Annotated in this window: 18 protein-coding genes; 6 read left to right on the top strand and 12 right to left on the bottom strand. The window is 72.9% G+C overall.

The genetic code is table 11. The annotated features are described in order from the left end of the window. Window positions 1-113 precede the first annotated feature (113 nt). Together CRYAR_RS10325 and CRYAR_RS10320 are read left to right on the top strand one after the other, a co-directional pair. Window positions 114-1,739 carry an ABC-F family ATP-binding cassette domain-containing protein gene (locus tag CRYAR_RS10325; protein WP_035850164.1) on the top strand — a complete coding sequence of 542 codons (1,626 nt, stop codon included), beginning with the start codon at window positions 114-116 and terminating at the stop codon, window positions 1,737-1,739. 48 nt (window positions 1,740-1,787) lie between these two features. Then, on the top strand, window positions 1,788-2,606 hold the full coding sequence (locus tag CRYAR_RS10320) for an enoyl-CoA hydratase-related protein (RefSeq protein WP_084700307.1): 819 nt from the start codon (window positions 1,788-1,790) through the stop codon (window positions 2,604-2,606). A 31-nt stretch (window positions 2,607-2,637) separates the two neighbouring features. Here the strand turns inward: CRYAR_RS10320 and CRYAR_RS10315 are convergent, their stop codons facing one another. The 6 genes from CRYAR_RS10315 to CRYAR_RS10290 form a co-directional block, all read right to left on the bottom strand. After that, a complete protein-coding gene (locus CRYAR_RS10315) occupies window positions 2,638-3,639 on the bottom strand; it encodes a 2-dehydropantoate 2-reductase (protein WP_035861639.1) in 1,002 nt (333 codons plus the stop codon). Beyond that, window positions 3,636-4,001 (bottom strand): hypothetical protein, encoded by a 366-nt coding sequence (locus CRYAR_RS10310; protein ID WP_035850161.1) that lies wholly within the window; start codon window positions 3,999-4,001, stop codon window positions 3,636-3,638. Before CRYAR_RS10310 ends, CRYAR_RS10315 begins: the two co-directional genes overlap by 4 nt. Window positions 4,002-4,067: 66 nt before the next feature. Further along, a complete protein-coding gene (locus CRYAR_RS10305) occupies window positions 4,068-5,663 on the bottom strand; it encodes a GAF domain-containing sensor histidine kinase (RefSeq protein ID WP_157017564.1) in 1,596 nt (531 codons plus the stop codon). A 93-nt stretch (window positions 5,664-5,756) separates the two neighbouring features. Continuing rightward, a complete protein-coding gene (locus CRYAR_RS10300) occupies window positions 5,757-6,701 on the bottom strand; it encodes a hypothetical protein (protein ID WP_035850157.1) in 945 nt (314 codons plus the stop codon). Further along, window positions 6,698-10,078 carry an AAA family ATPase gene (locus CRYAR_RS50115; RefSeq protein WP_035850155.1) on the bottom strand — a complete coding sequence of 1,127 codons (3,381 nt, stop codon included), beginning with the start codon at window positions 10,076-10,078 and terminating at the stop codon, window positions 6,698-6,700. Before CRYAR_RS50115 ends, CRYAR_RS10300 begins: the two co-directional genes overlap by 4 nt. 9 nt (window positions 10,079-10,087) lie before the next feature. Continuing rightward, complete coding sequence (locus CRYAR_RS10290) at window positions 10,088-11,245, bottom strand: exonuclease SbcCD subunit D (RefSeq protein WP_035850153.1); 1,158 nt, start codon at window positions 11,243-11,245, stop codon at window positions 10,088-10,090. 152 nt (window positions 11,246-11,397) lie between these two features. On the opposite strand from CRYAR_RS10290, the gene CRYAR_RS10285 reads away from it, so the two are divergent. Both CRYAR_RS10285 and CRYAR_RS10280 read left to right on the top strand, forming a co-directional pair. Further along, entirely contained in the window at window positions 11,398-11,859 is a 462-nt protein-coding gene (locus CRYAR_RS10285; protein ID WP_035850151.1) for a hypothetical protein, read from the top strand. Next, window positions 11,856-12,188, top strand: coding sequence for a winged helix-turn-helix domain-containing protein (locus tag CRYAR_RS10280; RefSeq protein ID WP_035850149.1), 333 nt, complete (start codon window positions 11,856-11,858; stop codon window positions 12,186-12,188). The genes CRYAR_RS10285 and CRYAR_RS10280 overlap by 4 nt, the downstream gene beginning before the upstream one ends. Before the next feature lie 9 nt (window positions 12,189-12,197). Here CRYAR_RS10280 and CRYAR_RS10275 read toward each other — a convergent pair whose 3' ends face one another. Together CRYAR_RS10275 and CRYAR_RS10270 are read right to left on the bottom strand one after the other, a co-directional pair. After that, window positions 12,198-13,982 (bottom strand): ATP-binding protein, encoded by a 1,785-nt coding sequence (locus tag CRYAR_RS10275; RefSeq protein WP_051569993.1) that lies wholly within the window; start codon window positions 13,980-13,982, stop codon window positions 12,198-12,200. A gap of 16 nt (window positions 13,983-13,998) precedes the next feature. Next, window positions 13,999-16,236, bottom strand: a complete 2,238-nt coding sequence (locus CRYAR_RS10270; protein WP_035850148.1) for a putative bifunctional diguanylate cyclase/phosphodiesterase — start codon at window positions 16,234-16,236, stop codon at window positions 13,999-14,001. Window positions 16,237-16,415: 179 nt separating this feature from the next. On the opposite strand from CRYAR_RS10270, the gene CRYAR_RS10265 reads away from it, so the two are divergent. Together CRYAR_RS10265 and CRYAR_RS42920 are read left to right on the top strand one after the other, a co-directional pair. After that, complete coding sequence (locus tag CRYAR_RS10265) at window positions 16,416-17,798, top strand: MFS transporter (protein ID WP_035850146.1); 1,383 nt, start codon at window positions 16,416-16,418, stop codon at window positions 17,796-17,798. Window positions 17,799-19,699: 1,901 nt separating this feature from the next. Next, window positions 19,700-20,212 carry a GNAT family N-acetyltransferase gene (locus tag CRYAR_RS42920; RefSeq protein ID WP_051569992.1) on the top strand — a complete coding sequence of 171 codons (513 nt, stop codon included), beginning with the start codon at window positions 19,700-19,702 and terminating at the stop codon, window positions 20,210-20,212. Here CRYAR_RS42920 and CRYAR_RS10255 read toward each other — a convergent pair. The 4 genes from CRYAR_RS10255 to CRYAR_RS10240 form a co-directional block, all read right to left on the bottom strand. Continuing rightward, entirely contained in the window at window positions 20,202-20,630 is a 429-nt protein-coding gene (locus tag CRYAR_RS10255) for a cupin domain-containing protein (RefSeq protein WP_035850144.1), read from the bottom strand. The genes CRYAR_RS42920 and CRYAR_RS10255 overlap by 11 nt on opposite strands. Window positions 20,631-20,665: 35 nt before the next feature. Then, window positions 20,666-20,944 (bottom strand): hypothetical protein, encoded by a 279-nt coding sequence (locus tag CRYAR_RS10250; RefSeq protein ID WP_035850142.1) that lies wholly within the window; start codon window positions 20,942-20,944, stop codon window positions 20,666-20,668. Window positions 20,945-20,979: 35 nt separating this feature from the next. Beyond that, window positions 20,980-21,903: a proteasome assembly chaperone family protein gene (locus CRYAR_RS10245; protein ID WP_035850141.1), complete on the bottom strand. Its 924-nt coding sequence runs from the start codon at window positions 21,901-21,903 to the stop codon at window positions 20,980-20,982. Between the two features lie 150 nt (window positions 21,904-22,053). Continuing rightward, window positions 22,054-22,311, bottom strand: a complete 258-nt coding sequence (locus CRYAR_RS10240; RefSeq protein WP_157017562.1) for a hypothetical protein — start codon at window positions 22,309-22,311, stop codon at window positions 22,054-22,056. Between the last annotated feature and the right edge of the window lie 26 nt (window positions 22,312-22,337).

Below are 22,337 nucleotides of genomic sequence, written 5' to 3'. Positions count from 1 at the left end.
ATGAGTTCCGGGGGTGAGCCACCGGCGCCGTGCGCCGACGTGGCCATTTCGTCGTTCCCTGATCCGTTCGGGCCCGCCGGTGGCGTGCCCGCGTTCCCCCGTGAAGGCTTGGCATGTCCACTGCGTTCGTCAGCTGTTCCGACCTGTCCTTTTCCTGGCCGGACGGCACTCCGGTCTTCGACTCCCTGTCGTTCACACTCGGCGGTGGCCGCACCGGTCTCGTCGCCCCCAACGGCTCCGGGAAGAGCACGCTGCTCAAGCTGATCGTCGGCGAGCTCCGGCCGGCCGCCGGGAGCGTGACCGTCTCGGGAACGCTCGGGTACCTCCCGCAGACACTCCCCCTCACCGGTGACCCGACCGTCGCCGAGGTGCTCGGCGTCGCACCGGTGATCCAGGCCCTGAACGCGCTCGAGGCCGGTGACGCCGGCGAGGCGGTGCTCGCCGCGATCGGCGACGACTGGGACATCGAGGACCGCACCCGGGCCGAGCTCGACCGGCTCGGCCTCGGCGGGCTCACGTTCGACCAGCGTCTGGACACGCTGAGCGGCGGCGAGGTCGTCTCGCTCGGCGTCGCGGCGCGCCTGCTCGCCCGGCCCGACGTCCTGCTGCTCGACGAACCCACCAACAACCTCGACGCCGACGCCCGGCACGCGCTCTACCGCGTTCTCGACGAGTGGCGCGGCTGCGTTCTCGTCGTCAGCCACGACCGGGCGCTGCTCGACCGGATGGACCGCATCGCCGAACTCCACCGCGGCGAACTGCACGTGCACGGCGGCAACTTCACCGCGTACGAGGAGGCGGTCGCGGCCGCCCAGGAGGTGGCCGAGAAGAACGTCCGCAGCGCGGAGCAGGAGGTCAAGCGGGAGAAACGGGGAGCGCAACAGGCCCGGGAACGGGCCGCGCGACGCGCGAGCACCGCCTCACGCAACCTCAAGAGCGCAGGCTTGCCGAAGATCTTCGCCGGTAACATGGCTCGGGGGGCCCAGGAATCAGCGGGTCGTGCGAACGACATGCACGCCGCCCGCCTGGAGGGCGCCCAGGCCCGCCTCGACGACGCCGAGCGCGCGCTGCGCGACGACGCGACGATCACGCTGGACCTGCCGGGAACCCGGGTACCGGCCGGGCGCACCGTGTTCAGCGGCGAGCGTCTGCGGGTCCGCTCGCTCTTCGCCGGGGACGGCGTCGACCTGACGATCCGGGGCCCGGAGCGGATCGCGCTGGTCGGCCCGAACGGCGCAGGCAAGTCGACGCTGCTGCGGCTGCTGTCGGGTGGGTCGCCGGACGCCGGGGTGCTGCGCCACGGGCCGGGGCGGGTCGCGTACCTGTCCCAGCGCCTGGATCTGCTCGACCTCGAGCGCACGGTGGCGGAGAACTTCGCCGCGTTCGCCCCCGACCGGCCCGAGTCCGAGCGGCTGACGCTGCTGGCGCGGTTCCTGTTCCGCGGTAGCCGGGCGCACCTGCCGGTCGGGGCGCTCTCCGGGGGTGAGCGGCTGCGCGCGACGCTGGCCTGCGTGCTCTACGCGGAGCCGGCCCCGCAGCTGCTGCTGCTCGACGAGCCCACGAACAACCTCGACCTGGTGAGCGTCGGGCAACTGGAGAGCGCGCTGGAGGCCTACCAGGGCGCGTTCGTGGTGGTCAGCCACGACGAAGCGTTTCTGGCGTCGCTCGGGATCACCCGCCGCCTAGGCCTGGACGGCGGCGTGCTCTCCGAGGCCGGTGGGGCGACACCGGAGCGCTAGAAGCCTCGCTCACATCACGAGGGCGTGAAATGTGCAAGGCTGGGCGATATGGAGCAATCGACCATGGGAGCGTCGGCGCCGGTCGACGTGGTGCGGCCGCCGGTGCGGACCCGCCTGGACGGCGCGGTCGCCGTCGTCATGCTCGACTCCCCGGCCAACCGGAACGCGCTCTCGCTTCCGGTCGTGACCGGCCTGATCGACGCGATGGACACGGCGGCCCGGGACGACGAGGTCCGGGTCGTCGTCCTGGTCGCCGAAGGTGAGGTGTTCTGCGCCGGGGCCGACCTGACCGAGCTCACCGAGCCCGGCGAACACCACCCGGAGATCTGGGCGGAGGCCTACCTCGCGCTGCTGCGGTCGATGGTGCGACTGCCGAAGCCGATCGTCGTCCGGATCCACGGGGAGGCGGTCGCCGCCGGACTCGGCCTGGTGGGCGCGAGCGACCTGGTCATCTCGGAGCGGAGCGCGTGGTACGGCTTCACCGAGACGCGGATCGGCCTCGCTCCGACGCTCGCGGCGCTGCTGACGCTGCCGCGGCTCGCCCCGCGGGCGGCCGCCCGCGCGTACCTGACCGGAGTCACCATCGACGCCGGGATCGCCGAGGAGATCGGGCTGGTCAGCCAGGTCGTCGAGGACGAGATGCTGGATGCGGCGGTCGACTTCGCGGTGGCGAGCCTGCTGGCCGGTTCACCCGGGGCGCTGGCCGCGACGAAGGAACTGCTCACCCGCCCGATCCGCACGCAGCTCGACGAGCAGGGTCCGGCGATGGTGAAGCTGTGGTCGGAGCTCTGCGAGGCTCCTGAGGCCCGCGAGGGCATCGCCGCGCTCCTGGAGAGCCGCCTCCCCCACTGGGCCGTGCCCGACTAGCGTCTTCCGGCGTCGCAGGCCCGACACGAGGTCACGGGTACAGGCCGCGTGTCCGGGCGTGCAGGCGGGTCAGACCCATCAGGGCGTCGGTCGCCGGGGTGGGGACGCCGACGGCGGCGGCGATCTCGCGGACGGCGCCGACCAGCGCGTCGAGCTCGATCGGGCGGCCCGAGCTCGCGTCCTGCAGCATCGACGTCGTCATGGCTCCGAGACCACGCGTGACGGTCATCCGGTCGGCGACGGTCTCGTCGATGTGGCATCCGATCCGGTCACCGACCTCGGCCGCCTCACGCATCACCCCGGCGCAGAACTCGTGCACCAGTGGGTCGTCGAGGATCCGGTCGCTGGTGGCGCCGGTGAGCACCGAGACCGGATTCATCGTCATGTTGCCCCAGAGCTTGTACCAGATGTCGGCCTGGATCCGGGTCGAGAGCACGGTCGGGATCCCGGCGTCCGACAGCAGCCGCACGACCCCGGCCGCACGCTCCGACCGGCTCCCGTCGGGCTCGCCGACGATCAGCCCGTGCCCGATCGCGTTGAGCACCGCGACTCCGGGCTCGAACACCGCCGCGCTGTAGTGCACGACTCCCCCGAGCACCCGCTCGGCCGCGACGGTGGCCCCGACGACCCCGTCCGGGTCCACCGCACGCAGCGGCCGGCCCCGCAGCTCGGCGGGGACACCGGCGCCCGCGGCGAAGAACCACCAGGGCACGCCGTTCATCGCGGTGAGCACCACGGTGTCGGGCCCGACGAGCGGCGGGAGCGCGCGCACGGCGTCGGCCAGGGCGGTGGCTTTGACCGAGAGCACCACCAGGTCCTGCACGCCGAGCTCGGCCGGGTCGCCGCTCGCGGCGGCGGGCGCGGTGAGCAGAGCGCCGGTGCTCCGCTCACGCAGCCGCCAGCCGTGTTCGCGGAGCGCGGCCAGCGTGGCGCCGCGGGCCACCGCGGAGACCCGGACACCGGCGGCCGCGAGCCGGGTGCCCAGGACGCCGCCGACCGCGCCGGCGCCGACGACGCAGACCCGGTCGATCAGCCGGGTCCTTCCGAACGGTCCACCGGGCCCTCGCCGACGGGTTCCTCCTGCGTCTTGAGGTAGAAGCTGGTCAACCGGCCCCCGTTGTCCTCGGTCCACTCGGCGAAGACCGGGCTCTCGGTCTGCAGGATGCGGTGGTAGGTGTCGAAGTCCTCGACCGGGAGGTAGGCGGTCAGGCGGTTGGGCGTGTTCATGTTGCCCAGGCTGTTGCTGGGCGTGAAGAGCACCACCGCGTCGGAGATCGGCGGCCGTCCGTCGGGGTCGAAGACGAGGATGATCGAGTGCCAGGGGAACGGCCGCTCACCGGCAGTCTTCACCGCGCCGTAGGAGAGCACGTAGCGCGTCACACGGAACGTCGGCACATGAGTCCATTCAGGTCGAAGGGCGAAACCGGCTCACGATAACCGTATCCTCCCTTCGACGTGGCCCTAGCTCCAACCGATGATCGCGCCGGACACCGCGGCCGCGGTGTACTGGGCCAGCGGCAGGTGGATCGTGGCTTCGGTGCCGCCGCCGGGCCGGGCGGTGAGCGTCACCGTTCCGGCGTGTTGCTGCGCGACCATCGCCACGATGGACAGCCCGAGCCCCGACCCGGCGATGCCGCGTTCGAGCGCGTTGGTCCCCCGGTAGAACGGTTCGAGCGCGCGCCCGCGCTCGGCCTCCGGGATACCGATCCCGGTGTCGGCGACGGCGAGCCGCGCGGTGCCGATCGGTCGGCCGTCCCCGGTGTCGCGGTCCAGCGTGATCGTGATCGATCCGCCCGCCGGGGTGAACACGATCGCGTTGTGCACGAGCGCGGTGAGCGCCCGCTCGATCTGCCGGGACTCTCCGAGCACGGTCGCCGGGTCCTTCTCCTGGTAACGCAGCTCGAGCTGAGCCTCGGTGGCCAGCGCCTCGGTTTCCGTGATGACCTTCATGGCGACGTCACTGAGGTCGACCGGCGGCCGCTCGGTGAGGTCGCCGGCCGGTCCGATGCCGGAGATCGTCAGCAGGTCGAGCACCAGTTCGTGCAGGCGGGTGGTGTTGCGCTCGACGACCCGGATCGCGTTGAGCTGGTCCTCGGTGAGCCCGCCGAAGTCGCCGACCGCCAGCAGCTCGAGGTAGCCGAGGACGCTCGCGAGCGGCGTCCGCAATTCGTGGGACGCGGTCGCGATGAACAACTGCTTCTCGCTCTCCAGCCGACGCTGGTCGGCGCGCAGCTGCGCGTTCTCCACCATCCGGCTCAGGTCGGCGGCGACCGAGGTGAGCAGGTCGAGCTCGCCGGGCGTCCAGCTCCGGGGGCCGCCGCTGTCCATCACCATCAGCGCGCCACACGGCTTGCCGGCCACCGAGATGCGGGTGGTGACGAGCGCCCGGGCATCGGCGTCCTCGGTGAGCGTGCGGGCGGCGCGGGCACGCGGGGTGTCGCCGTACAGGATCGGGTCGCCGCGCAGGTTCGTGTGGGCGTCCGGAGTTCCCACCGGCTCGGAGCTGCGCGGGTCGGGCGGCAGCAGCGGGAGCTCGTCCGACACCGGCTGGAGCCCGTCGCGCTGCCACTGCGCGACATAGGTCTTCCCCGCGGTGACCCGCACGAACACCCGGTCGACGGCGAGCGCGGCGCCGACGCGGGGCACGACGTCCGCGAGGGCGGCCTCGGGCCCCTTGGCGCTCGGGGTCTCGCCGTTGGGATCGGCGAGGCGGCGCACCAGCCGGCGGGTCTCCTCGACCGAGGTCGCCTGCTCGCACTCGGCGATGACGGTGTTCGCGGCCGCGTAGACGGTGGCGGCCTCCTTCGGCCCGCCGAGCGGCGCACGCGCGGTGAGATCACCGGCGGCGGCCCGGTGCAGGACGTCCCCGAGGGCGTCGAGCGGCTGGGCGATCTCGCGGCCGAGACGAACCCCGATCAGGCCGACCAGGATCGCGCCTCCCAGCGAGAAGATCCCGCCGTGCAGGGCACCGGAGGCGAACTCGACGACGGCCGCGAGCACGAGGAAGACGATCACGATCGCGAAGCCGAAGCGCATCCGCGTGGCCGCCGACCGCACGGTCCAGCCCCTCTCCGTCGCCAGTTAAGCCGCTTATGCGTGGTTATACCCTTTAGATCACGCTCTTGAACGCGCGGGGGCGGCGACCGGGGATCAGGGGCGGGCGGCCGTGCGCAACGCCCGGTAGAGGAGCCCCGGATCCCCCAGCCGGCGGCGCAGGGCCCGTTCGAGGCCGGCGATCGGGAACAGGTTCTGGGGAGCGCGCGAATCCTTGAACTCCACCGACGCGTACCGGCACAGGGTTTCCTGGCTCAGGTTCGCCAGTGCGACCGCGTCGGCGGCCGTCAGTTCGGCGGCGCACTCGACGCGGACCACGCCGGCCCAGGGGGAACCGACCGCGCCCGGGAGGCGCAGGTACCAGGCGTAGCGGTCCCAGCTGGTGCCCATCCGGAACACCGGCGAGCGGTGCGCCGCCTCCAGGCGCGCGACCACGCCGTTGAGGTGGGCGGGCAGGTACTCGGCCTTGTGCGTCTTGATGAAGCCGAGCGCCCGCGGCAGGTGTTGACGCCCCTTGAGCGGGCCGTCGACCACCAGCAGGTCGGTGCCGGACGCCGCTTCGCCGAGGCCTTCGCGGGCGCGGCGGGCGGCCTCCATCTCGACGTCGGCGAGCTGGCTCTGCACGCCGAGGCTGAGCGCGTCGGCGTCGTCGCGGCGCACCTTGTAGAGGGCATAGGTCCCGGCCGACGTGGAGACCGGCGCGGCGTCTTCGGCCGCGGTGAACACACCCCGGCGGACCTGCACGGTGGGCACGGTGGCACCGGAGTCGGTGCAGCACACGACGCCGGCCGCGTAGGAGGCGCAGATCGCCAGCGACGCCGCGTTCTCGCTGTGCACCCAGAGCTGGGCATCGATGCGCCGCACGCCGTCGACGAACAGCACCGCGGAGGGCGCGGGGACCGGACGCGGCTCGATCGGCTTCCAGTCGGCCTGGGGGCGCTCGACTTCGAGGTCCAGCTGGGCCGACGACTTCTTGCGGGCCGCGTCGTCCTCGGTGCTGGTGCCGTAACCGGGGTCCCAGGCGTCGACGGAGAACTTCATTGCACCACCTTCGTCACCACGGACGTGCGCTGGTCGCGGCTGACCTCGAACCGTACCGGCACCCGTTCGGCGAGCGCGGCCACGTGCGTGACCAGCCCGACCATCCGGTCACCTCCGGCGGCGAGGTTCTCCAGCGTCGCCGCCACCACTTCGAGCGTCGCCTCGTCGAGCGTGCCGAAGCCCTCGTCGAGGAAGATCGAGTCGAGGCGGGCGGCGCCGGACGCGGCCATCGTCGACAGGTGCGCGGAGAGCGCGAGCGCCAGCGCCAGGCTCGCCTGGAAGGTCTCCCCGCCGGAGAGCGTCTTGACCGGGCGGCGGCTGTCGGCGTCGGCCCGGTCCACGACGACGAACTCGCCGGCCTCGTGGGTGAGCGCGAACTGCCCGCCGGACAGTTCGGCGAGCGTCGCGGAGGCCTCGGAGACGAGCAGGTCGAGCGCGGAGGCCACCAGCCAGCGCGGGAAGGCGTCCGACCGGAGCAGCTGGCCGAGCTGCCGGGCCACCTGCTGGGCGGTCTCCGCGGCATCGCGGCGTTGGACCAGGTCGGCGCATTCCGTGCGCCGCTCGGTGATCCGCGCCTCGGCGGCGCGGGCCTCCGCGAGCGCCCGCGCGACCGCCGTCGGCGCGATCTCGGCGACCGGCCGGGCCGACGGGAGCGCGGCGCCGTCGGCCGGGAGCGGGATGCCGAGGTCGGCGAGCAGGTCACGCAGCGCCTGTTCGTGGTCGGCCAGCGCGCGGTCGGCCGTGTGCACCGTCTGTTCGGCCTCCGCCAGCTGATCCACCCGCTCGGCCGCGGCGGCCGACGCCCAGTCGGCGAACGCCCGCCACCCCCCGACCGGGTCGTCGGACGGGATCGCCGGGGCGCCCAGCGCCACCAGCGGCTCGCGCACCGCGGTGAGCCCGCGGACGGTGGCCGCCACCTGCTCGTACGCCTCCTTCGCGGTGCGCTGGGCGGCGCCGAGCGCGGTGCGGGCGGTGCGCAGGCGTTCGTCGGCGGCGCGCACCTCGGTGTCGAGGGCGTCGAGCTCGGCCAGGGACCGGGCCAGCTCCTCCGCGCCGGGTGCGTCGCCGAGCTGCGCGGTGAGGGTTTCGGCGGTGCGGTCGGCGGCGGTGAGTTCGGCCGCGGCGCGCTGCTCGGCCCGCGTGGCCTCGGTGTGCGCGCGCCGGGCGTCGGCCAGCTGCTGTTGGGTCTGCGCGAGGGTCTTCTCCGCGGCGGTGAGTGCCTTCGCGGCGGTGGTTTCGGCCCGGCCGGCGGCGGTGAGCGCGGTGGTGCGCTCGGCGGCGGCCGACGACGCCCAGGTCGCCAGCGCGTCCCAGCCGGCCGCGACGTCCTCGACGAGCCCGGCGGGTGCTCCGAGCGCGGCCACGGCGTCGCGGGTCTCGCGCAGCGCGGTGCGCACGCCGCTGGACTCCGCGTCGACCTTGGCCGCGTCGCGGTCGGCGTCGGCGCGGGCGCTGCGTGCGGCCACGAGTTCGCGGTCGGCCGCGCGGGCGGCGGTGTCGAGCGCGTCGCGCGCGGTGAGCCAGCGCTCGAGGTCGGCGAGCCCGAGAATCTCCACCGAGCCGGCCCCGTCGCCGTGGACGGTGACCCGCAGGCTCTCCGCGCCGAGCGCGGCCTGCCTGCGGGCGATCGTCTCGTCGGCGGCGGCCAGAGCGGCTTCGGCGTCGCGGAGGACCGCCGCGGCGGTCGAGCGGTCCGCGGCGGCGGTGTCGGCGGCGCGCTGGGCCGCGGCGATGCGGCGGTCGGCGTCGGCGGTGCCGGCCTGGTCGTCGAGCGGCGGCGGGAGGGTGGCCACGGTCTGTTCGCAGACCGGGCACGGCTCCCCCGCCACCAGGTGCGGACGCAGGACGGCGGCGGTGCGGGCGCGGGCGTCGGACTCCCGGGCCGCCCGGGCCTGCTCGACCGCCTCCCTGGCCTCGGCGACCGTGCGTTCGGCGGCGTCCAGCCCGGCCGCCGCCCGGGAGCGGCGCTCGACCAGCGCCGGCCGGCCGTCGACCGCGGCATCCAGCTCGTGGCGGGCCCGCCGGGCCTCCTCCACCGGGCCGCGGGGCGGGGCGACGCTGACCGCCGCGCGGGCCGCGGAGTCGGCGGCCTCCGCCTCGGTGAGCGCGGCCGCCGCCCGCGACGCCACCTCACGCGCGGCGCGGAGCCGGGCGTCGAGCTCGTTCAGGCCGGCCGGCACCCGCACGGCGGCGAGCCGGTCGCGTTCGGCGGTGAGCCGGGCCACGGCCTCGCGGGCGGCCTCGGCCCCGGCGGTGGCTTCGAGCTGCGCGGTGCGGGCCTGCTCGACGGCCTGGTCGGCGGCGGCGACCCGCGCTTCCGCGGCGCTCAGCGCGGTGGCCGCGGTGGCCTGCCGGTCCACCAGCGCGGCGCGGCCCGCCCGCACCGACGCCAGTTCGGCGTGGGCGCGCCGGGCCTGCTCCAACGGGCCGCGGGCGGGTGCGGCGGCCACCGCGGCGCGGGCGGCGGAGTCGGCGCTCTCGGCTTCGGCGAGGGCCTCCTGGGCCCGGGTGGCCTCGGCGCGGGCGGAGCGGAGCCGCGCGTCGAGCTCGCCCAGGCTCTCGGGCACCTCGACCGCGGTGAGCCGGTCCCGCTCGGCGGTGAGCCGGGCCACGGCCTCGCGGGCGGTGCGGGCCTCGGCGGACGCGGACGCCAGCACCGGCAGCGCGGCGGCGACCCGGCTCTCGGCCCCGGCCAGCGCGGTGACCCGGGCCTGCGCCGCGCGCTGCGCATCCTCGGTGGCGTCGCCGTAACGCAGGAGCTGGTCACCCAGCAGATCGGCGTTCTGCTTCTCCCGGGCCGCCTCGGTGTTCGCGGCCTTGGCGATCTGGTCGTAGACCTCCAGGCCGAGCAGCTTGACCAGGATCTTCTGCCGGTCGCCGGCGCGGGCGTGCAGGAACTCCGCGAAATCGCCCTGGGGCAGCACGACGCAGGTGCAGAAGTGCTCGAACGTCAACCCGAGCAGGGTCTCCACCGCCGGCGTGGCTTCCTTGTCCGCCGCGACCAGCTCGGTGTCGTCCTCGAGGTCGCCGAGCGCCGCCGGATCGGCCAGGTGCTCCAGCCGGACGTTCTTGACCGTGACCGCGCCGGACGCCGCCCGGCGCAGCTCACGCACGATCACGTACCGCTCGGGCCCGACGTCGAACACCAGCCGGACCGTGCCGCGGGCGGCCGTGGGGGCCAGCGCCAGCGATACCTTCCGCTTGTCGTCCCAGCGGGGGACGCTGCCGAAGAGCGCGAACGTGATCGCGTCGATCACCGTCGACTTGCCGGCGCCGGTGGGGCCCACCAGCGCGAAGTAGTCGGCTTCGGCGAAGTCGACGGTGGTGGGTTCCCGGAACGAACCGAACCCGTCCATGGCGAGGAGCACGGGGCGCATCGGTACCTCCTAGCCCGTGGTGACTTCGTCGTGCAGGCGGGTGAAGAGGCTCTGCACCCGCTCGTCGACGATCTTGCGTTCGGTGAGGAACTCGGCGAACAGCTCGGCCGGGCCGCTCTGATCGTCGCGCCGGTCGGGCCGGGTGGTCTGCAGCGGGGCCGCGAACTCCGGGTCGATGCGTACTTCGAGCGCGCCCGGAAGAATCGCCTGCACCTCCTCGCGCAGGCCGGCCCGGGCCGGTTCGCGGACGACGACGCGCAGGTAGTCCTCGGCGTGCTCGGCGGCCCGCTCGCCCAGCTCGGCGATCGTGCCGTGCAGCGTGCGGAGCCGTTTCGCGCTGGTGAGCGGGAGATCCGTGGTGCGCGCCGGGGTGGACGGGGTGGCCTCGACCAGGCACACCGTCGGCGTGTTGTCCTGCTCGCCGAAGTCGACGGCGATCGGTGCTCCGGAGTAGACCACCGGGCACGCCGCCGGGAGCGTCTGCCGACGGTGCAGGTGCCCGAGCGCGACGTAGTGCGCGTCGGCCGGGAACGCGCCGGCCGGGACGTGGTACTCGAAGATCGACTGCGCCGCGCGCTCGCCGCCGCCGAGTGCGCCGCCGGTGACCGTGAGGTGCGCGGTGACGAGGTTGACCGCGTCGTCGCCGAAGCCCGCGGTGAGGGTGTTGAGCAGATCGCGGATCAGCTGGTCGTACCCCGCGCTGTTCTCGGCCGGGGTCTTGGCGACGAGCTCGGCCGCTTTGACCGCGTGCCGCTGCGAGAGGAACGGCAGGACCGCGAGCTTCACCGGTTCGCCGGTGTGCGGCGCGGTGAAGCTCACGACGCCGCCGGACTCGGCGGTGCGCACCGACCCGACCATCGTGATGCCGGCGATGTTCATCAGCGGCCGGTAGGCGTCGAACGTGCGGGGGTGGTCGTGGTTGCCGGCGATCGCGATCACTTCGGCGCCGGTGTCGCGCAACGCCATCAGCGCGCGGACGACGAGTTCCTGGGCCTCGGCGCTCGGGGCCGCGGAGTCGTAGAGGTCACCGGCGACCAGTACCGCGTCGACCTCGTGGGTGCGGGCGAGCCCCACGATCTCGCGCAGGACGGCGCGCTGCTCGTCGAGGCGGTTGCGGCCCTTGAGGACCTTGCCCACATGCCAGTCGGACGTGTGCAGGAACTTCACGACTCTTCTCTCGCGGTCGAAGGACGACGTCTCTGGCGACGCTAGCCGACTCCTGTGACAGAACGCGCCCAGCGCGCCTCGGAAAGTACTTGCCTACCAGGAAAGCCAGGTCTACTTTCCTAGTAGGAAAGTAGTCAGACGAGGAGAGCGTCATGCCGATCGATCGGAACCAGGCGTTCGAGGCGTTGGCACAGGTGCGGGCCCGGCAGCGGGCGGTGATCGCGGCGTCGGTGGTGCCGGACGGGTACTGGGCCGCCATCGCGGCCGTGTCGACTCTCTACGCCGCCGCGATCGAGAGCCACGTCCCGGTGCTCCAGGCGATCGGGGGTGTCGTGTTCGCGGTCGGGATGACGGGGTCGGTCCTGTGGGCGGTGTTCCACTCCGGGGTCCGGCAGCGGCGTGGTCTGCTCACCGGCGCCGACGTGGTGAGCGTCTTCCTGTTCGTGCTCAGCGTGGCGGCGATCGGCGCGGCGGTCGCCATCGCACTCACGTCGGCCGACGTCCGATTCGCGGCGACGATCGGCATCGGCACGGCCGAGGCGGTGATGGCCGTGACCGGACCGATCCTCAACCGACGGCTGCGTGGGGTCATGCTCCGCCGCGCGGCCCGATGACCGACCCCCGGTTCGACGAGCTCATCCACGCCCCGACGCGGCTCGGCATCGTCGCTCAGCTGGCCGCGGCCGACTGGGTCGTGTTCAAGTTTCTCCGCGACTCGCTGAACCTGTCCGACTCGGCGCTGTCCAAGCAGCTCACGACGTTGAACGAGGCCGGGTACGTGGAAATCCACAAGGCCTTAGCCGGTAAGCGGCCGCGCACCACCGTGCGGCTCACACCGGCCGGGCGGGCGGCGTTCGAGGGGCACGTCGCCGCCCTCGAGGACATCGTGGCGCGGTCCCGCTCCTCGCTCCGCCCCGAACCGTCCCCCTCCGACGCGTCGTAGGCGTACCGCTCAGAACGGGGCGTCGTCGGCGGGGGCGGACGGCAGGCGCTTGAACGGGTCGCGCCCGCCGATGATCTCGCCGGTCACCGGGTTCACTCCGGGCGGCGGCGCGGCCACGCCCAGCTCGCCGGCCTCGCTCGACCGGGTGGCCCAGGCCGGGAACGGGAACTCGACCGCGAGCGGCACCGGGATCTCCGGCTGCGCGACGAACATCGTGCCGGGCTTGGCCAGCGTCACGCGTTGGCGCTGGCCGGGCGGCAGGAAGCCGTACTCGGGCCGCCCCGCCTCGGCCGGATCGAGCCGGCCCACCACCTTGATCGAGCTGTTGGAGATGATGCGCCGCTCGACCTCGCTGGCGGTCTGCTGCGCGCCGATCAGGATGATGCCCAGCGAACGGCCCCGCTCGGCGATGTCGAGCAGCACCTCCTTGATCGGGCTCGACCCTTCACGCGGCGCGTACTTGTTCAACTCGTCGAGCATGGTGAACAACAGGCCGCCGGCGCCGGCCTCCTCTTTGCGCCGCGTCTCGGCGGCCAGCACGACACCCACGACGAACCGCTGGGCCCGCTCCGGCAGGTTGTGCAGATCGACGACGGTGAGCTGCTGGTTCTCGGTGGACACCCGGCGGGTGGGGCGCTCCGGCAGGTCGCCCCGGATCAGCGGGCGCAGCGCACGCAGCGACGAGCGCAGCCGGCGCAGGAACGCGTTCACGGTGCCGATACCGGTGACCTGCCCGGCCCACGCCGACCGGGTGTTGTCGTCGCTGAGCTTGTCGGAGATCAGGTCGACGAGCTGGTCGTACGTGCGCACCTGACGCCCGTCGACCGCGATCGCCCCGTCGGTGCCGGCCGGCACCGCGTCCATGCGCAGGCGGGCCGCGACCTGGTGGACGACCATCGTGTACTGGTTGCGCTCGTCCTCGGCGTCGGCGAACACGAACGGCAGCAGCTCGTCACGGCAGAACTCGTGCAGCGTCCACCAGAACGCGTTGACGCCGGTGGCGCGCTCGCGGACGTCGGGCCGGCCGGTCAGGTCGCCCGGCAGCGGCGGCGCGAAGAACCCCGTGGACGCGAACGGCTCGGCCGGCAGGCCCATGATCGCGTACTGCTGGCGAAGACGTTCGTCGAGCTTCGTGTTCGTGTGGTCGAGGAACAGCAGGTCTTCACCTTTGACGCTGAAGATCAGCGCCTTCGTGTTGACCGCGCGCCGCCCCAGCGCACCGGACCGGAACAGCCCGTAGAGGAGGAAGAGCGCGAAGCTCGTCTTCGTCGCCACCCCGGACACGCCGGAGATCGAGATGTGGGCGCCGCGGGTGCCGTCGAGGAAATCGAGGTTGACGTAGATCGGCGTGCCGTCGCGGCCGAGGCCGACCGGGACCTTGCGCTCCATCCGGTCGAAGTAGAGCGCGATCGCGCGCTCCTCGCCGGTGGCGCGCCGCACCGGCTCCCCCGGGCGCGGCGGCACGTACACCTCGGGCTCCACCCGGGTGGTGGCGATCTCGGCGACCTCCTGCACCTGGGCCGGGAGCACGCCGTCGGCGATCAGGAACACGTCCGAGCTGAACTGCGCGCCCTCGTGCCGGGCCGTGACCTGGGTGACGACACCGGCGGTGAGCACCGGACCGAGCCCGGGCACGTCCCGCACGGTGACCACGACGTCGTCGAGCTGGAGGTAGGCGTCCTCGCGCAGGGCCACGTGGAACTGCAGCGGAGTGGCGTCCTCGGTGCCCAGCACCCGGCCTACCCAGGGAAGCGTCCCCCGGTCGATTCCCGCGATCTCCGGTGCAGCCGTCATGTCGCGGGACGCTACCTCACCGGTAGGACAGAACCCGATCTAGGAACAGCGTCGAGGCCGGCACCGGCTTGGAGAACAGGTACCCCTGCGCCTTGCGGTAGCCCAGCTCGTGCAGCCGCTCCGCCTGCTCCGGCGTCTCGACCCCCTCGGCGACGGTGTCCAGGTTCAGCCCCGACGCGACCTGCGAGAGGAACTGCACGATCACCGCCCGCTCACCGGGTTCGGTGACCCCGTCGACGAACGACTTGTCCACCTTCAACACGTCGACCGGGCAGGTCAGCAACAACCCGAGCGACGACTGACCGGTGCCGAAGTCGTCGAGCGCGATCCGGACGCCCATCTCGCGCAGCAGGTTCAGCGCGTCCACCGCCGGGCCGCCGTTGAACACCGCGGTCTCGGTCACCTCCAGCACCAGCCGGTCCGCCGGCAGACCCGAGTCGGCCAGCGCCACCGCGACGTCGGCCACGAAGTCCGGATCGTCGAGCTGACGCGGCGACACGTTCACGCACACGTACACCCCCGGCCAGGCCGACGCGTCGCGGCACGCCTCACGCAGCACCCACTGCCCGAGCGGCACGATCAGCCCGCTGCGCTCGGCCACCGGGATGAACTGGTCGGGCGGGATGACCCCGCGCTCCGGATCGTGCCAGCGCACCAGCGCCTCGACACCGGTGATCCGCCGCGAGGGCAACTCGACGATCGGCTGGTAGAGCACCCGGAAGTCACCCCGGCCCAGCCCGTCGCGCAGGCCGGCGGCGAGGCGCGCCTGGTCGGCGGCCGGGGCGTCGAGCGCCGGGACGAAGCGCGCCCAGCTGCCGTCGCGGCCGGCCTTGGCGGCGTACATCGCCACGTCGGCCCGGCGGACGAGCTCGCTCGACGTCGCGCCGGCCCAGCCCTCGGCCAACCCGATGCTCGCCCGGATGCGCAGCTCGTCACCGGCGACGAGCAGCGGCTCGGCCAGCGCGGCCAGGATCCGGTCGAGCCGGTCACCGACCGGGCCACGCAGCAGCACCGCGAACTCGTCGCCGCCGAGGCGGGCCACGGTGTCCGACGGTCCGACCGCGCCCTGCACCCGGGCGGCCGCCGCGACCAGCAGCGCGTCGCCGGCGCCGTGCCCCAGCCGGTCGTTCACCTGTTTGAAGTCGTCGAGGTCGAGGAGCGCGACGGCGACGTCGGGCCCGAGCGACTCCTCAAGCCGGGACACGAACAACGTCCGGTTCGCCAGCCCGGTCAGCCCGTCGTGGCCGGCCTGGTGGCTCAGCCGGTTCTCCGAGGAGCGCAGCTGCCCGAGCAGCCGCCCGTTCTCCCGGGAACTGAGCCACTGACGTGCCCCGACCAGCGCGGTGAGCACGACGGTGCCGACGATCACCGGCCGGCTCGACGAGCTCACCAGCAGCAGCCCGTCGGTGAGCGCGACCGCCACGTACGGCAGCAGGTGCAGCGCCCGCCCGGTGCGCCGGCGCGGCGCCTCGACGGGGGCGTCCAACGCCGCCAGCGCCACCCGCCGCTGGCGTTCCGCGGCGACGGTGAGGAACAGGAACGCGGCCGGGAACGCCAGGAACGAGGTGTTCAGGTACGGCCGGGACGCGAGCAGCGGCGCCAGCCCGGCCGTGCTCGCCCCGGTGAGCGCGGCGATCGCCAGGTACTGCAGCGCCCCCGGATCGACCTGACGCACCCCGGCGAACGAGACCTTCAGCAGCGCGAACACACCGAGGAAGCCGCACACCACGATCGCGACGAGCGGCAGCGCCGACCCGTTCGTCGACTCGAAGTCGTCCATCGTGCGCAGCGCGAAGTACCAGGTGAACAGCGTTGCACCGGCAAAGACCGTGGCGGCGTCGAGGCCGAACGTCAGCCACTGGGTGCGCGACAACCGGCCGACGGGCAGCAGGAGCAGCGCGGCCAGGACGAACAACAGCCCGACGACGAACGCACCCGCGGTGCGCAGCGACATGATCTGGGTGGGCCCTCCCGGCCCGGACAGCGCGTCCACGGCCTGACCGACCCCGCCGGCGCCGATGATGCCGACGGCCACCCACAGCACGCGCCAGAACCGCCGGGACGCGTCCTCCAGTGGAGTCGCGATCACCAGGCGCGCGACCGCCACCAACCCGACGAGCACGGTGGCGCCTGGCGCGATCCACCCGATCCAGGCCGGGCCGATCGGCGCGTTCCACGCCAGGGGGAGATAGCCCGCGCTCAGCAGGGCACCGAGCAGGGCCGCCCGGGTGAGCCGCCCAGGTCGTTCGGTCATTCGCGTCGCCCCCTCACGAGCGTCCTGTCGACCACGCGCGGCCCGTCGGCAACGTTCTCTCCGCACCGCCACCGTTCCGCAACGTGCGGGAGATGTTGCGCGGGCGTCGCGCACGGCCAACCGCGGGGAAACAGCGGATTTTTACGGTCGGTCGGACGCCGGACCGAGAGGGAATCCCGATGGCTGCGCCCACGATCACCCCCGTTGACCCCACAGTTGCCCCACGCCGATCCGGTCGATGGATCGACGACTGGCGCCCCGAGGACCCGGCCTTCTGGGCGTCCGGAGGCGCGGCCATCGCCCGCCGCAACCTGATCTTCTCGATTCTTTCCGAGCACATCGGGTTCTCGATCTGGACCATGTGGTCCGTTCTGGTGCTGTTCCTCCCGGCCGACGCCTACGGCCTGACCCCCGACGACAAGTTCCTGCTCACCGCCGTCCCGGCGTTCGTCGGAGCGTTCCTGCGCCTGCCCTACACGTTCGCGGTGGCGAAGTTCGGCGGCCGGAACTGGACGATCGTCTCGGCGTCGCTGCTGCTCGTCCCGTCGATCCTGACCGCGGCGCTGCTCGAACCAGGCGTGTCGTTCGGCACGCTGCTGATCCTGGCGGCCTTCGCCGGCGTCGGCGGCGGCAACTTCTCCAGCTCGATGGCCAACATCAACGCGTTCTACCCGAACCGGCTCAAGGGCATGGCCCTCGGCCTGAACGCCGCCGGCGGCAACCTGGGCGTCGCGTTGGTGCAGGTCGTCGGCCTGATCGTGCTGGCGGCAGCCGGCGGCGTCGCGGCGAGCGTCGAACCGCGGCTGGTTCCGGGGCTCTACCTCCCGCTGATCCTCGTCGTCACCGTGCTCTCGGCCGTGCGCATGGACAACCTCACCCACGCCTCGAACGACAAGCGCGCGATGCGTGACGTCGTCCGCGACCGGCACAGCTGGATCATGTCGCTGCTGTACATCGGCACGTTCGGCTCGTTCATCGGCTTCAGCTTCGCGTTCGGCCAGGTGCTGATCGCCGTCCAGGGCGTCACGCCGGTGGACGCCCTGAAAGTGATCTTCCTCGGCCCGCTGCTCGGCTCGATCGCCCGCCCGGCCGGCGGCTGGCTGGCCGACCGGTTCGGCGGCGCCCGGATCACGCTCTGGACGTTCGTCGGCATGGGCCTGTTCGCCGCCCTCGTGCTGATGGCGTCGCAGCAGAAGTCGCTGGCCCTGTTCTACGTCGGTTTCATCGCGCTGTTCGTCCTGAGCGGCGTCGGGAACGGCTCGACCTACAAGATGATCCCGGCGATCTTCCGTGCCAAGGCCCAGCGCAACGCGGCCGACGGCGCCGACGCCGACTGGGAGGTCAACGAGGCGCGGCGCCTCTCCAGCGCCCTGGTCGGTGTCGCGGGCGCGATCGGGGCCTGCGGGGGTGCGCTCGTGCAGATCGTCTTCCGCCAGTCGTTCCTCACGTACCAGAACGCGGACGCGGCGTACGTGGGCTTCATCGCCCTCTACGCGGTGTGCTTCGCGGTCACGTGGTTCGTGTACCTGCGCAGGTCTCCGTCGCGGCTGGCGGGCGTCTGAAAGCTCGGATCACGCCTGCCGGGCGAAGGCCGGTCGCTTCCGCGACCGGCCTTCGTGGGCTGCGGCCGAGTCGTCCCGCCGCGCCGTAGGTGGTCGCGGCTCCGTCCTCCGGCCGCCGGGGGTGTGCCGGGTGCCCGTAGCGGTGTTCGATGCCCCCGCAGAGCCTTGTCCGAGCGTCCGAGCGTCCGAGCGTCCGAGCGTCCGAGCGTCCGAGCGTGTTCGGGCGCTTGTTCCGGGGTCGGCTCCGAGGGTGGGCTGGTCCTGCGGATGTCGGCGCAGAGATCCGGGCGCGGGGTGAGCGCCGCCCGGCCGGGGCAGGTTCTGCTCGTTCACTCAGCCGGCGCACCGCCCGATCCCGCGCCGGTAGACGACTTGATTTGAGCCGGGCCACCGCACGATCGCATGGTGGAGCCCCTGCTGAATGACGAGTCGGTGGAACCACCGAACCACCTGGCCGGGACACCACTCGATTCCGAGCCGGGCTACCGCCCAATTCCGAGCCGGCGCACCGCCCGACCACGCTCTGGAGCTTTGACGGACGACAGCTCAGGGGTACCACCTGCCCGAACGCCACCCGACGATGGCCGGGGCGCTGCCCGGACACATGCAGGGCTCTTCCCGATGATGACTTGGGGCGCTCCCCGGCCACACGCTGGGCCGCGCCCGATAACAGCCCAGCGGCACCACCCAACCACCTGCCTGGACACCACCCGATGACGGCACGGAGCACCGCACACCCACACGCTGAGCCGCCCGAAAACTGTTCAGTGACATACCCACCACCTGCCCGAACACCACTCGATGACGGGCCGCACCACAACTCGGCCACACGCTGGAGCCCCGCCTTATGAGGCTCTGGGTGCCGCCCGATGACGGGCCCAAGCGCCGCTCGGTGACGACCCACGTGCCACTCGATGATGGGCCGGGCACCACTCGATGGCGGGCCAGGGTGCCACTCACGGCGAGCGGAGGCGCGGCTCGACGGCGGGCGGGGGTAGGGCTCGACGGCGAGCGGGGGTAGGGCTCGACGATGAACTGGGATCGCCGCGTGCCGGTGAATCGTGGTGGTCGCGGCTCCGCGCTCGCTCGAATAGTCCGGTTCGGTGCGCCCGGGTTCTCAGGGAGACTCCTTGAAATGGGCTCCTTTCGGCGGGCACGGCGGTGTGGTTTCGGGACGGGTTCGAGTGGCCCCGTTCTCGGCGACGGCTTCGGACAATGCACTGCTAGAAGCCACCGTAGGGTCAGCGGCTCGGAGGAATCCGTTCACATCCGTTCCGGCGGCGCGGCTCGGCCCGGCCCCGCTTCGGCTCCAGCCTCACTCCGGCTCCAGCCCGGCCTTGGCTCCGGCCCGGCGCCGGCCCCGACTCCGGACCCAGCTCCAGGCCCCGACTCCGGACCCAGCTCCAGGCCCTGACTCCAGGACCGGCTCTAACTCCGGCTCGAGGCCTCCGCTCTGACTTCGGCCCCGGCCTCGGTTCTGACCTTGGATCCCGCTCCAACTCTGACTCCGACCCGGCTCAAGCACCGGCTCCGGCCTCGGACCCAACCCCGCTCCGGGCAGAAAGCCGGTCGGCTCTGTTCAGGGCGGCCTGGGCTCGGAGCGCGGATCGTGCCGGCTGGCTTGATCCGGGTCGGCTGCACCTCGGGGTGGGTCTGCGGCGATCGCTCGAGGATGGGTCTTCGCCGCGAGTTCGAAGCACGAAAGGACAGCACCATCAGGGGTCGCTGACCAGCCTGGTGGGATCGGCCCGCCCGAGGCCCGCCTCGGGCGCCCCGATCCCTCATGCACCCATCCTGGCCGCCGCACCGGGTCCGGAACAGGAGCAGCACAAATCTGTGGATAGCCGCTCGAAGGGGGTCCGTCCGGCTGGGACGCTGGGGTACCAGGTGAGGAGTCGCCGATGAGCCTGATCATCCGCCCAGCTCTGCGCGAGGAAATCCCGACCTGTGCCGCGATCGTCGCGGCCGCGTTACGGGACGATCCGGTGGTCGAGGTGGTGGTGCCCAGAGGGCCGGGTGATCGGCTCCGGCAGCTCACCGCGTTCTACACGGCGGGGTTCCTGGGGGGTGCCTTCGCCTCCGGGGTCGTGGACACCGCCCGGCGGGAGGAAGACAGCCCCCTTCTCGGGGTCGCCGCCTGGATAGCACCCACCGACGAAACCCACTCCCGCCAACCTCACCGGCCGGAGGAGCCGCACTGGTATCTCTCCGACATCGCGGTCGTGGCCGCCGCTCGTCGCGCCGGGATCGGGAGCGCGCTGCTCGCCCACCGGCTCGGTCGCATCGGCGGACCCGCCTACCTCGAGGCCACGACCCCCTCCAGCCAACGCCTCTACCAGCGGTTCGGCTTCGAGGTCGTGGCCGCGCTGCGGCTGACGCCCGAGGGCTATCCGCTGGCGATGCTCACTCGCTGAGCTGCCAGTCCTCGTACTCGAACCCGGGCGCGACCACGCAGCTCACCAGCACCGGCGTCTCCCCCGCCGGGGCGGCGGCCTGCCACTGGCCACCGGGTACCAACCCCTGCAGCTGCTGCCCGGCGTCGAGATCCGGGCCCAGCGTCACGGAGCGCACGTCGTCGGCATCGGGGGCGGAAGCGATCCGCAGGGTGAGCGGACCACCGCTCTGCCAGAGCCACATCTCGTCGGACCGGACGACGTGCCAGCGGGACTCCTCCCCCGGCGCGAGCAGGAAGTAGATCGCGGTCGCGGCCGCGCGCGGGCCCGGGTACCCGGCGGGGACGAACGAGACCGGCGACCGCCAGGTCTGCCGGTACCACCCGCCCTCCGGGTGCGGCTCGAGGTCCAGTTGCTGCGCCAGCGCGGGTTTGTTCACCCGGCCACTGTAGAAGCGCGCGTGGTCTCAACGACTCACGCGGGGTCACCCGGCGTCGGCGGGACGATCCCGGCCGGCGGTGCCTCCAGCGGGGTGCCTGCCGGGCTCAGCACCACCGGTGCCGCGCCGGCGGCGAGCAGCCGCCGGCGACGCAGCAGGAAGCCGCCGGCGAAGACCACGCCGAGCAGCAACGTGCCGAGCGTGACCCACAGGCTGAGGATCGCCAGGTCGGCCAGCACCAGCACGCCCCAGAAGAAGCCCGAGGCGATCCAGCGCGGCCGCCGGTGGTGGCGGGCCCGGGCGAGCGGATTCATGCGAACACCGTTCCCCGCCGCGGGCCCCGTGACACCTAGCGGCTGTCGTCGTCTCCGCGTTCGAGCTGGGCCAGGAAGCGCTCGAGTTCGGCGCCGAGCTCCTCGCCGCTGGGTACGTTGTCGTCCATTTCGCCGCCGAGTTCGGCCTGCTGGCGGTTCGACACGAACGAGTCGTACTGCTCCTCGAGCGCCTTGACGACGCCGACCGCCTGCGGGTCGTCCGCGAGCTGGGCGTCGATCTCGCGCAGGCGGGTGACCCCGGCCTGGTGCAGCGACCCGACCGGCAGCAGCAGCCCGGTCTCCTCCGCGACACCGTCGAGCAGCGCGGCCGAGGCCTGCGGGAACTCCACCGACGCCAGGTAGTGCGGAACGTGCGCGACGAAGCCGATCGCGTCCTGGCCGCGCTCCCCGAGCCGCAGCTCCAGCAACGCGGACGCGCTACCGGGGATGCGCAGGTTGCCGCGCCACACGTTGGTGCGCCGCACCAGCTCCGGCCGGGTTCCGTGGGCGGTGAGCGTGGTGGGCCGGGTGTGCGGAACGGTCATCGGCACCCCGCCGAGACCGACGACCAGCCGGACGCCGAAGCGTTCGGCGATCTGGCCGACCGCGCTGGTGAACCGCTCCCACATGACGTCAGGCTCGGGGCCGTTGAGCAGCAGGAACGGCACCCCGGTGGAGTCTTTGAGCGCGTGTACGACCAGCTGCGGCGGCGTGTAGGACTCGTAGTGGTCCTCGACGAACACCATCGGGGGGCGGCGCGCCCGGTAGTCGTGCAGCAGATCGATGTCGAAGCGCGCGACGATCTCGCCGTCGAGCGTCTCCACGAGGTGGTTGGCGGCGAGCTGTGCGGCCGAGCCGGCGTCGAGGAAACCGTCGAGGGCGTGCAGCAGAACCAGCCCACTGTCCGCGGGAGGTTCCCAGTCGCCGACGATCTCGTACAGCTCCGCAGGGTCCGGCATGACGGCGACCTCTCCAGACAGCGGGCTCGTCACCAGGCGGGGGTGCCTGGCGAAGGAGCCTCCACGGCTCACCCGTTGCAAGTCAGCCGAGCGCCACGGAATTCCGTGGGGGCACCCACTCCCACCGTACCGGCGCGGGTGCCCCGGCCTTTAATTCGAGAGGGGATCCTCGCCGCGGCTGATCGCCTCGGCGAAGGGACGGGCGAACTCCTCGTTCAGCTCGACGCCACGGGCCTGTTCCTCGTCGAGCACGGTCTCCAGCGCGGCCTCGACGGGCGCACCGGCGGCCTGCTCGTACGCGGCCGCGATGCCCTCTTCGACGACTTCGGCCAGCTCGACGGCGTCCACCGCGTCGGACTGACCGACGTTGTCCGACACGACCTCGGGGTTCTCGGTCACAGACGACACCGGGGGCCTCCTCCATCACTCGGGTA

It is taken from the genome of Cryptosporangium arvum DSM 44712, from assembly GCF_000585375.1.
GTDB classification, from domain to species: Bacteria; Actinomycetota; Actinomycetes; order Mycobacteriales; family Cryptosporangiaceae; genus Cryptosporangium; species Cryptosporangium arvum.
This window is presented reverse-complemented; position numbering and strand designations above follow the sequence as displayed.

What these genes read in the sequence shown, in the direction of transcription:
- CRYAR_RS10325 (WP_035850164.1), top strand. Translation starts at nt 114, where the DNA reads ATGTCCACTGCGTTCGTCAGCTGTTCCGACCTGTCCTTTTCCTGGCCG.
- CRYAR_RS10320 (WP_084700307.1), top strand. Translation starts at nt 1,788, where the DNA reads ATGGAGCAATCGACCATGGGAGCGTCGGCGCCGGTCGACGTGGTGCGG.
- CRYAR_RS10300 (WP_035850157.1), bottom strand. Translation starts at nt 6,701, where the DNA reads ATGAAGTTCTCCGTCGACGCCTGGGACCCCGGTTACGGCACCAGCACC.
- CRYAR_RS50115 (WP_035850155.1), bottom strand. Translation starts at nt 10,078, where the DNA reads ATGCGCCCCGTGCTCCTCGCCATGGACGGGTTCGGTTCGTTCCGGGAA.
- CRYAR_RS10285 (WP_035850151.1), top strand. Translation starts at nt 11,398, where the DNA reads ATGCCGATCGATCGGAACCAGGCGTTCGAGGCGTTGGCACAGGTGCGG.
- CRYAR_RS10280 (WP_035850149.1), top strand. Translation starts at nt 11,856, where the DNA reads ATGACCGACCCCCGGTTCGACGAGCTCATCCACGCCCCGACGCGGCTC.
- CRYAR_RS10275 (WP_051569993.1), bottom strand. Translation starts at nt 13,982, where the DNA reads ATGACGGCTGCACCGGAGATCGCGGGAATCGACCGGGGGACGCTTCCC.
- CRYAR_RS10270 (WP_035850148.1), bottom strand. Translation starts at nt 16,236, where the DNA reads ATGACCGAACGACCTGGGCGGCTCACCCGGGCGGCCCTGCTCGGTGCC.
- CRYAR_RS10265 (WP_035850146.1), top strand. Translation starts at nt 16,416, where the DNA reads ATGGCTGCGCCCACGATCACCCCCGTTGACCCCACAGTTGCCCCACGC.
- CRYAR_RS42920 (WP_051569992.1), top strand. Translation starts at nt 19,700, where the DNA reads ATGAGCCTGATCATCCGCCCAGCTCTGCGCGAGGAAATCCCGACCTGT.
- CRYAR_RS10250 (WP_035850142.1), bottom strand. Translation starts at nt 20,944, where the DNA reads ATGAATCCGCTCGCCCGGGCCCGCCACCACCGGCGGCCGCGCTGGATC.
- CRYAR_RS10245 (WP_035850141.1), bottom strand. Translation starts at nt 21,903, where the DNA reads ATGCCGGACCCTGCGGAGCTGTACGAGATCGTCGGCGACTGGGAACCT.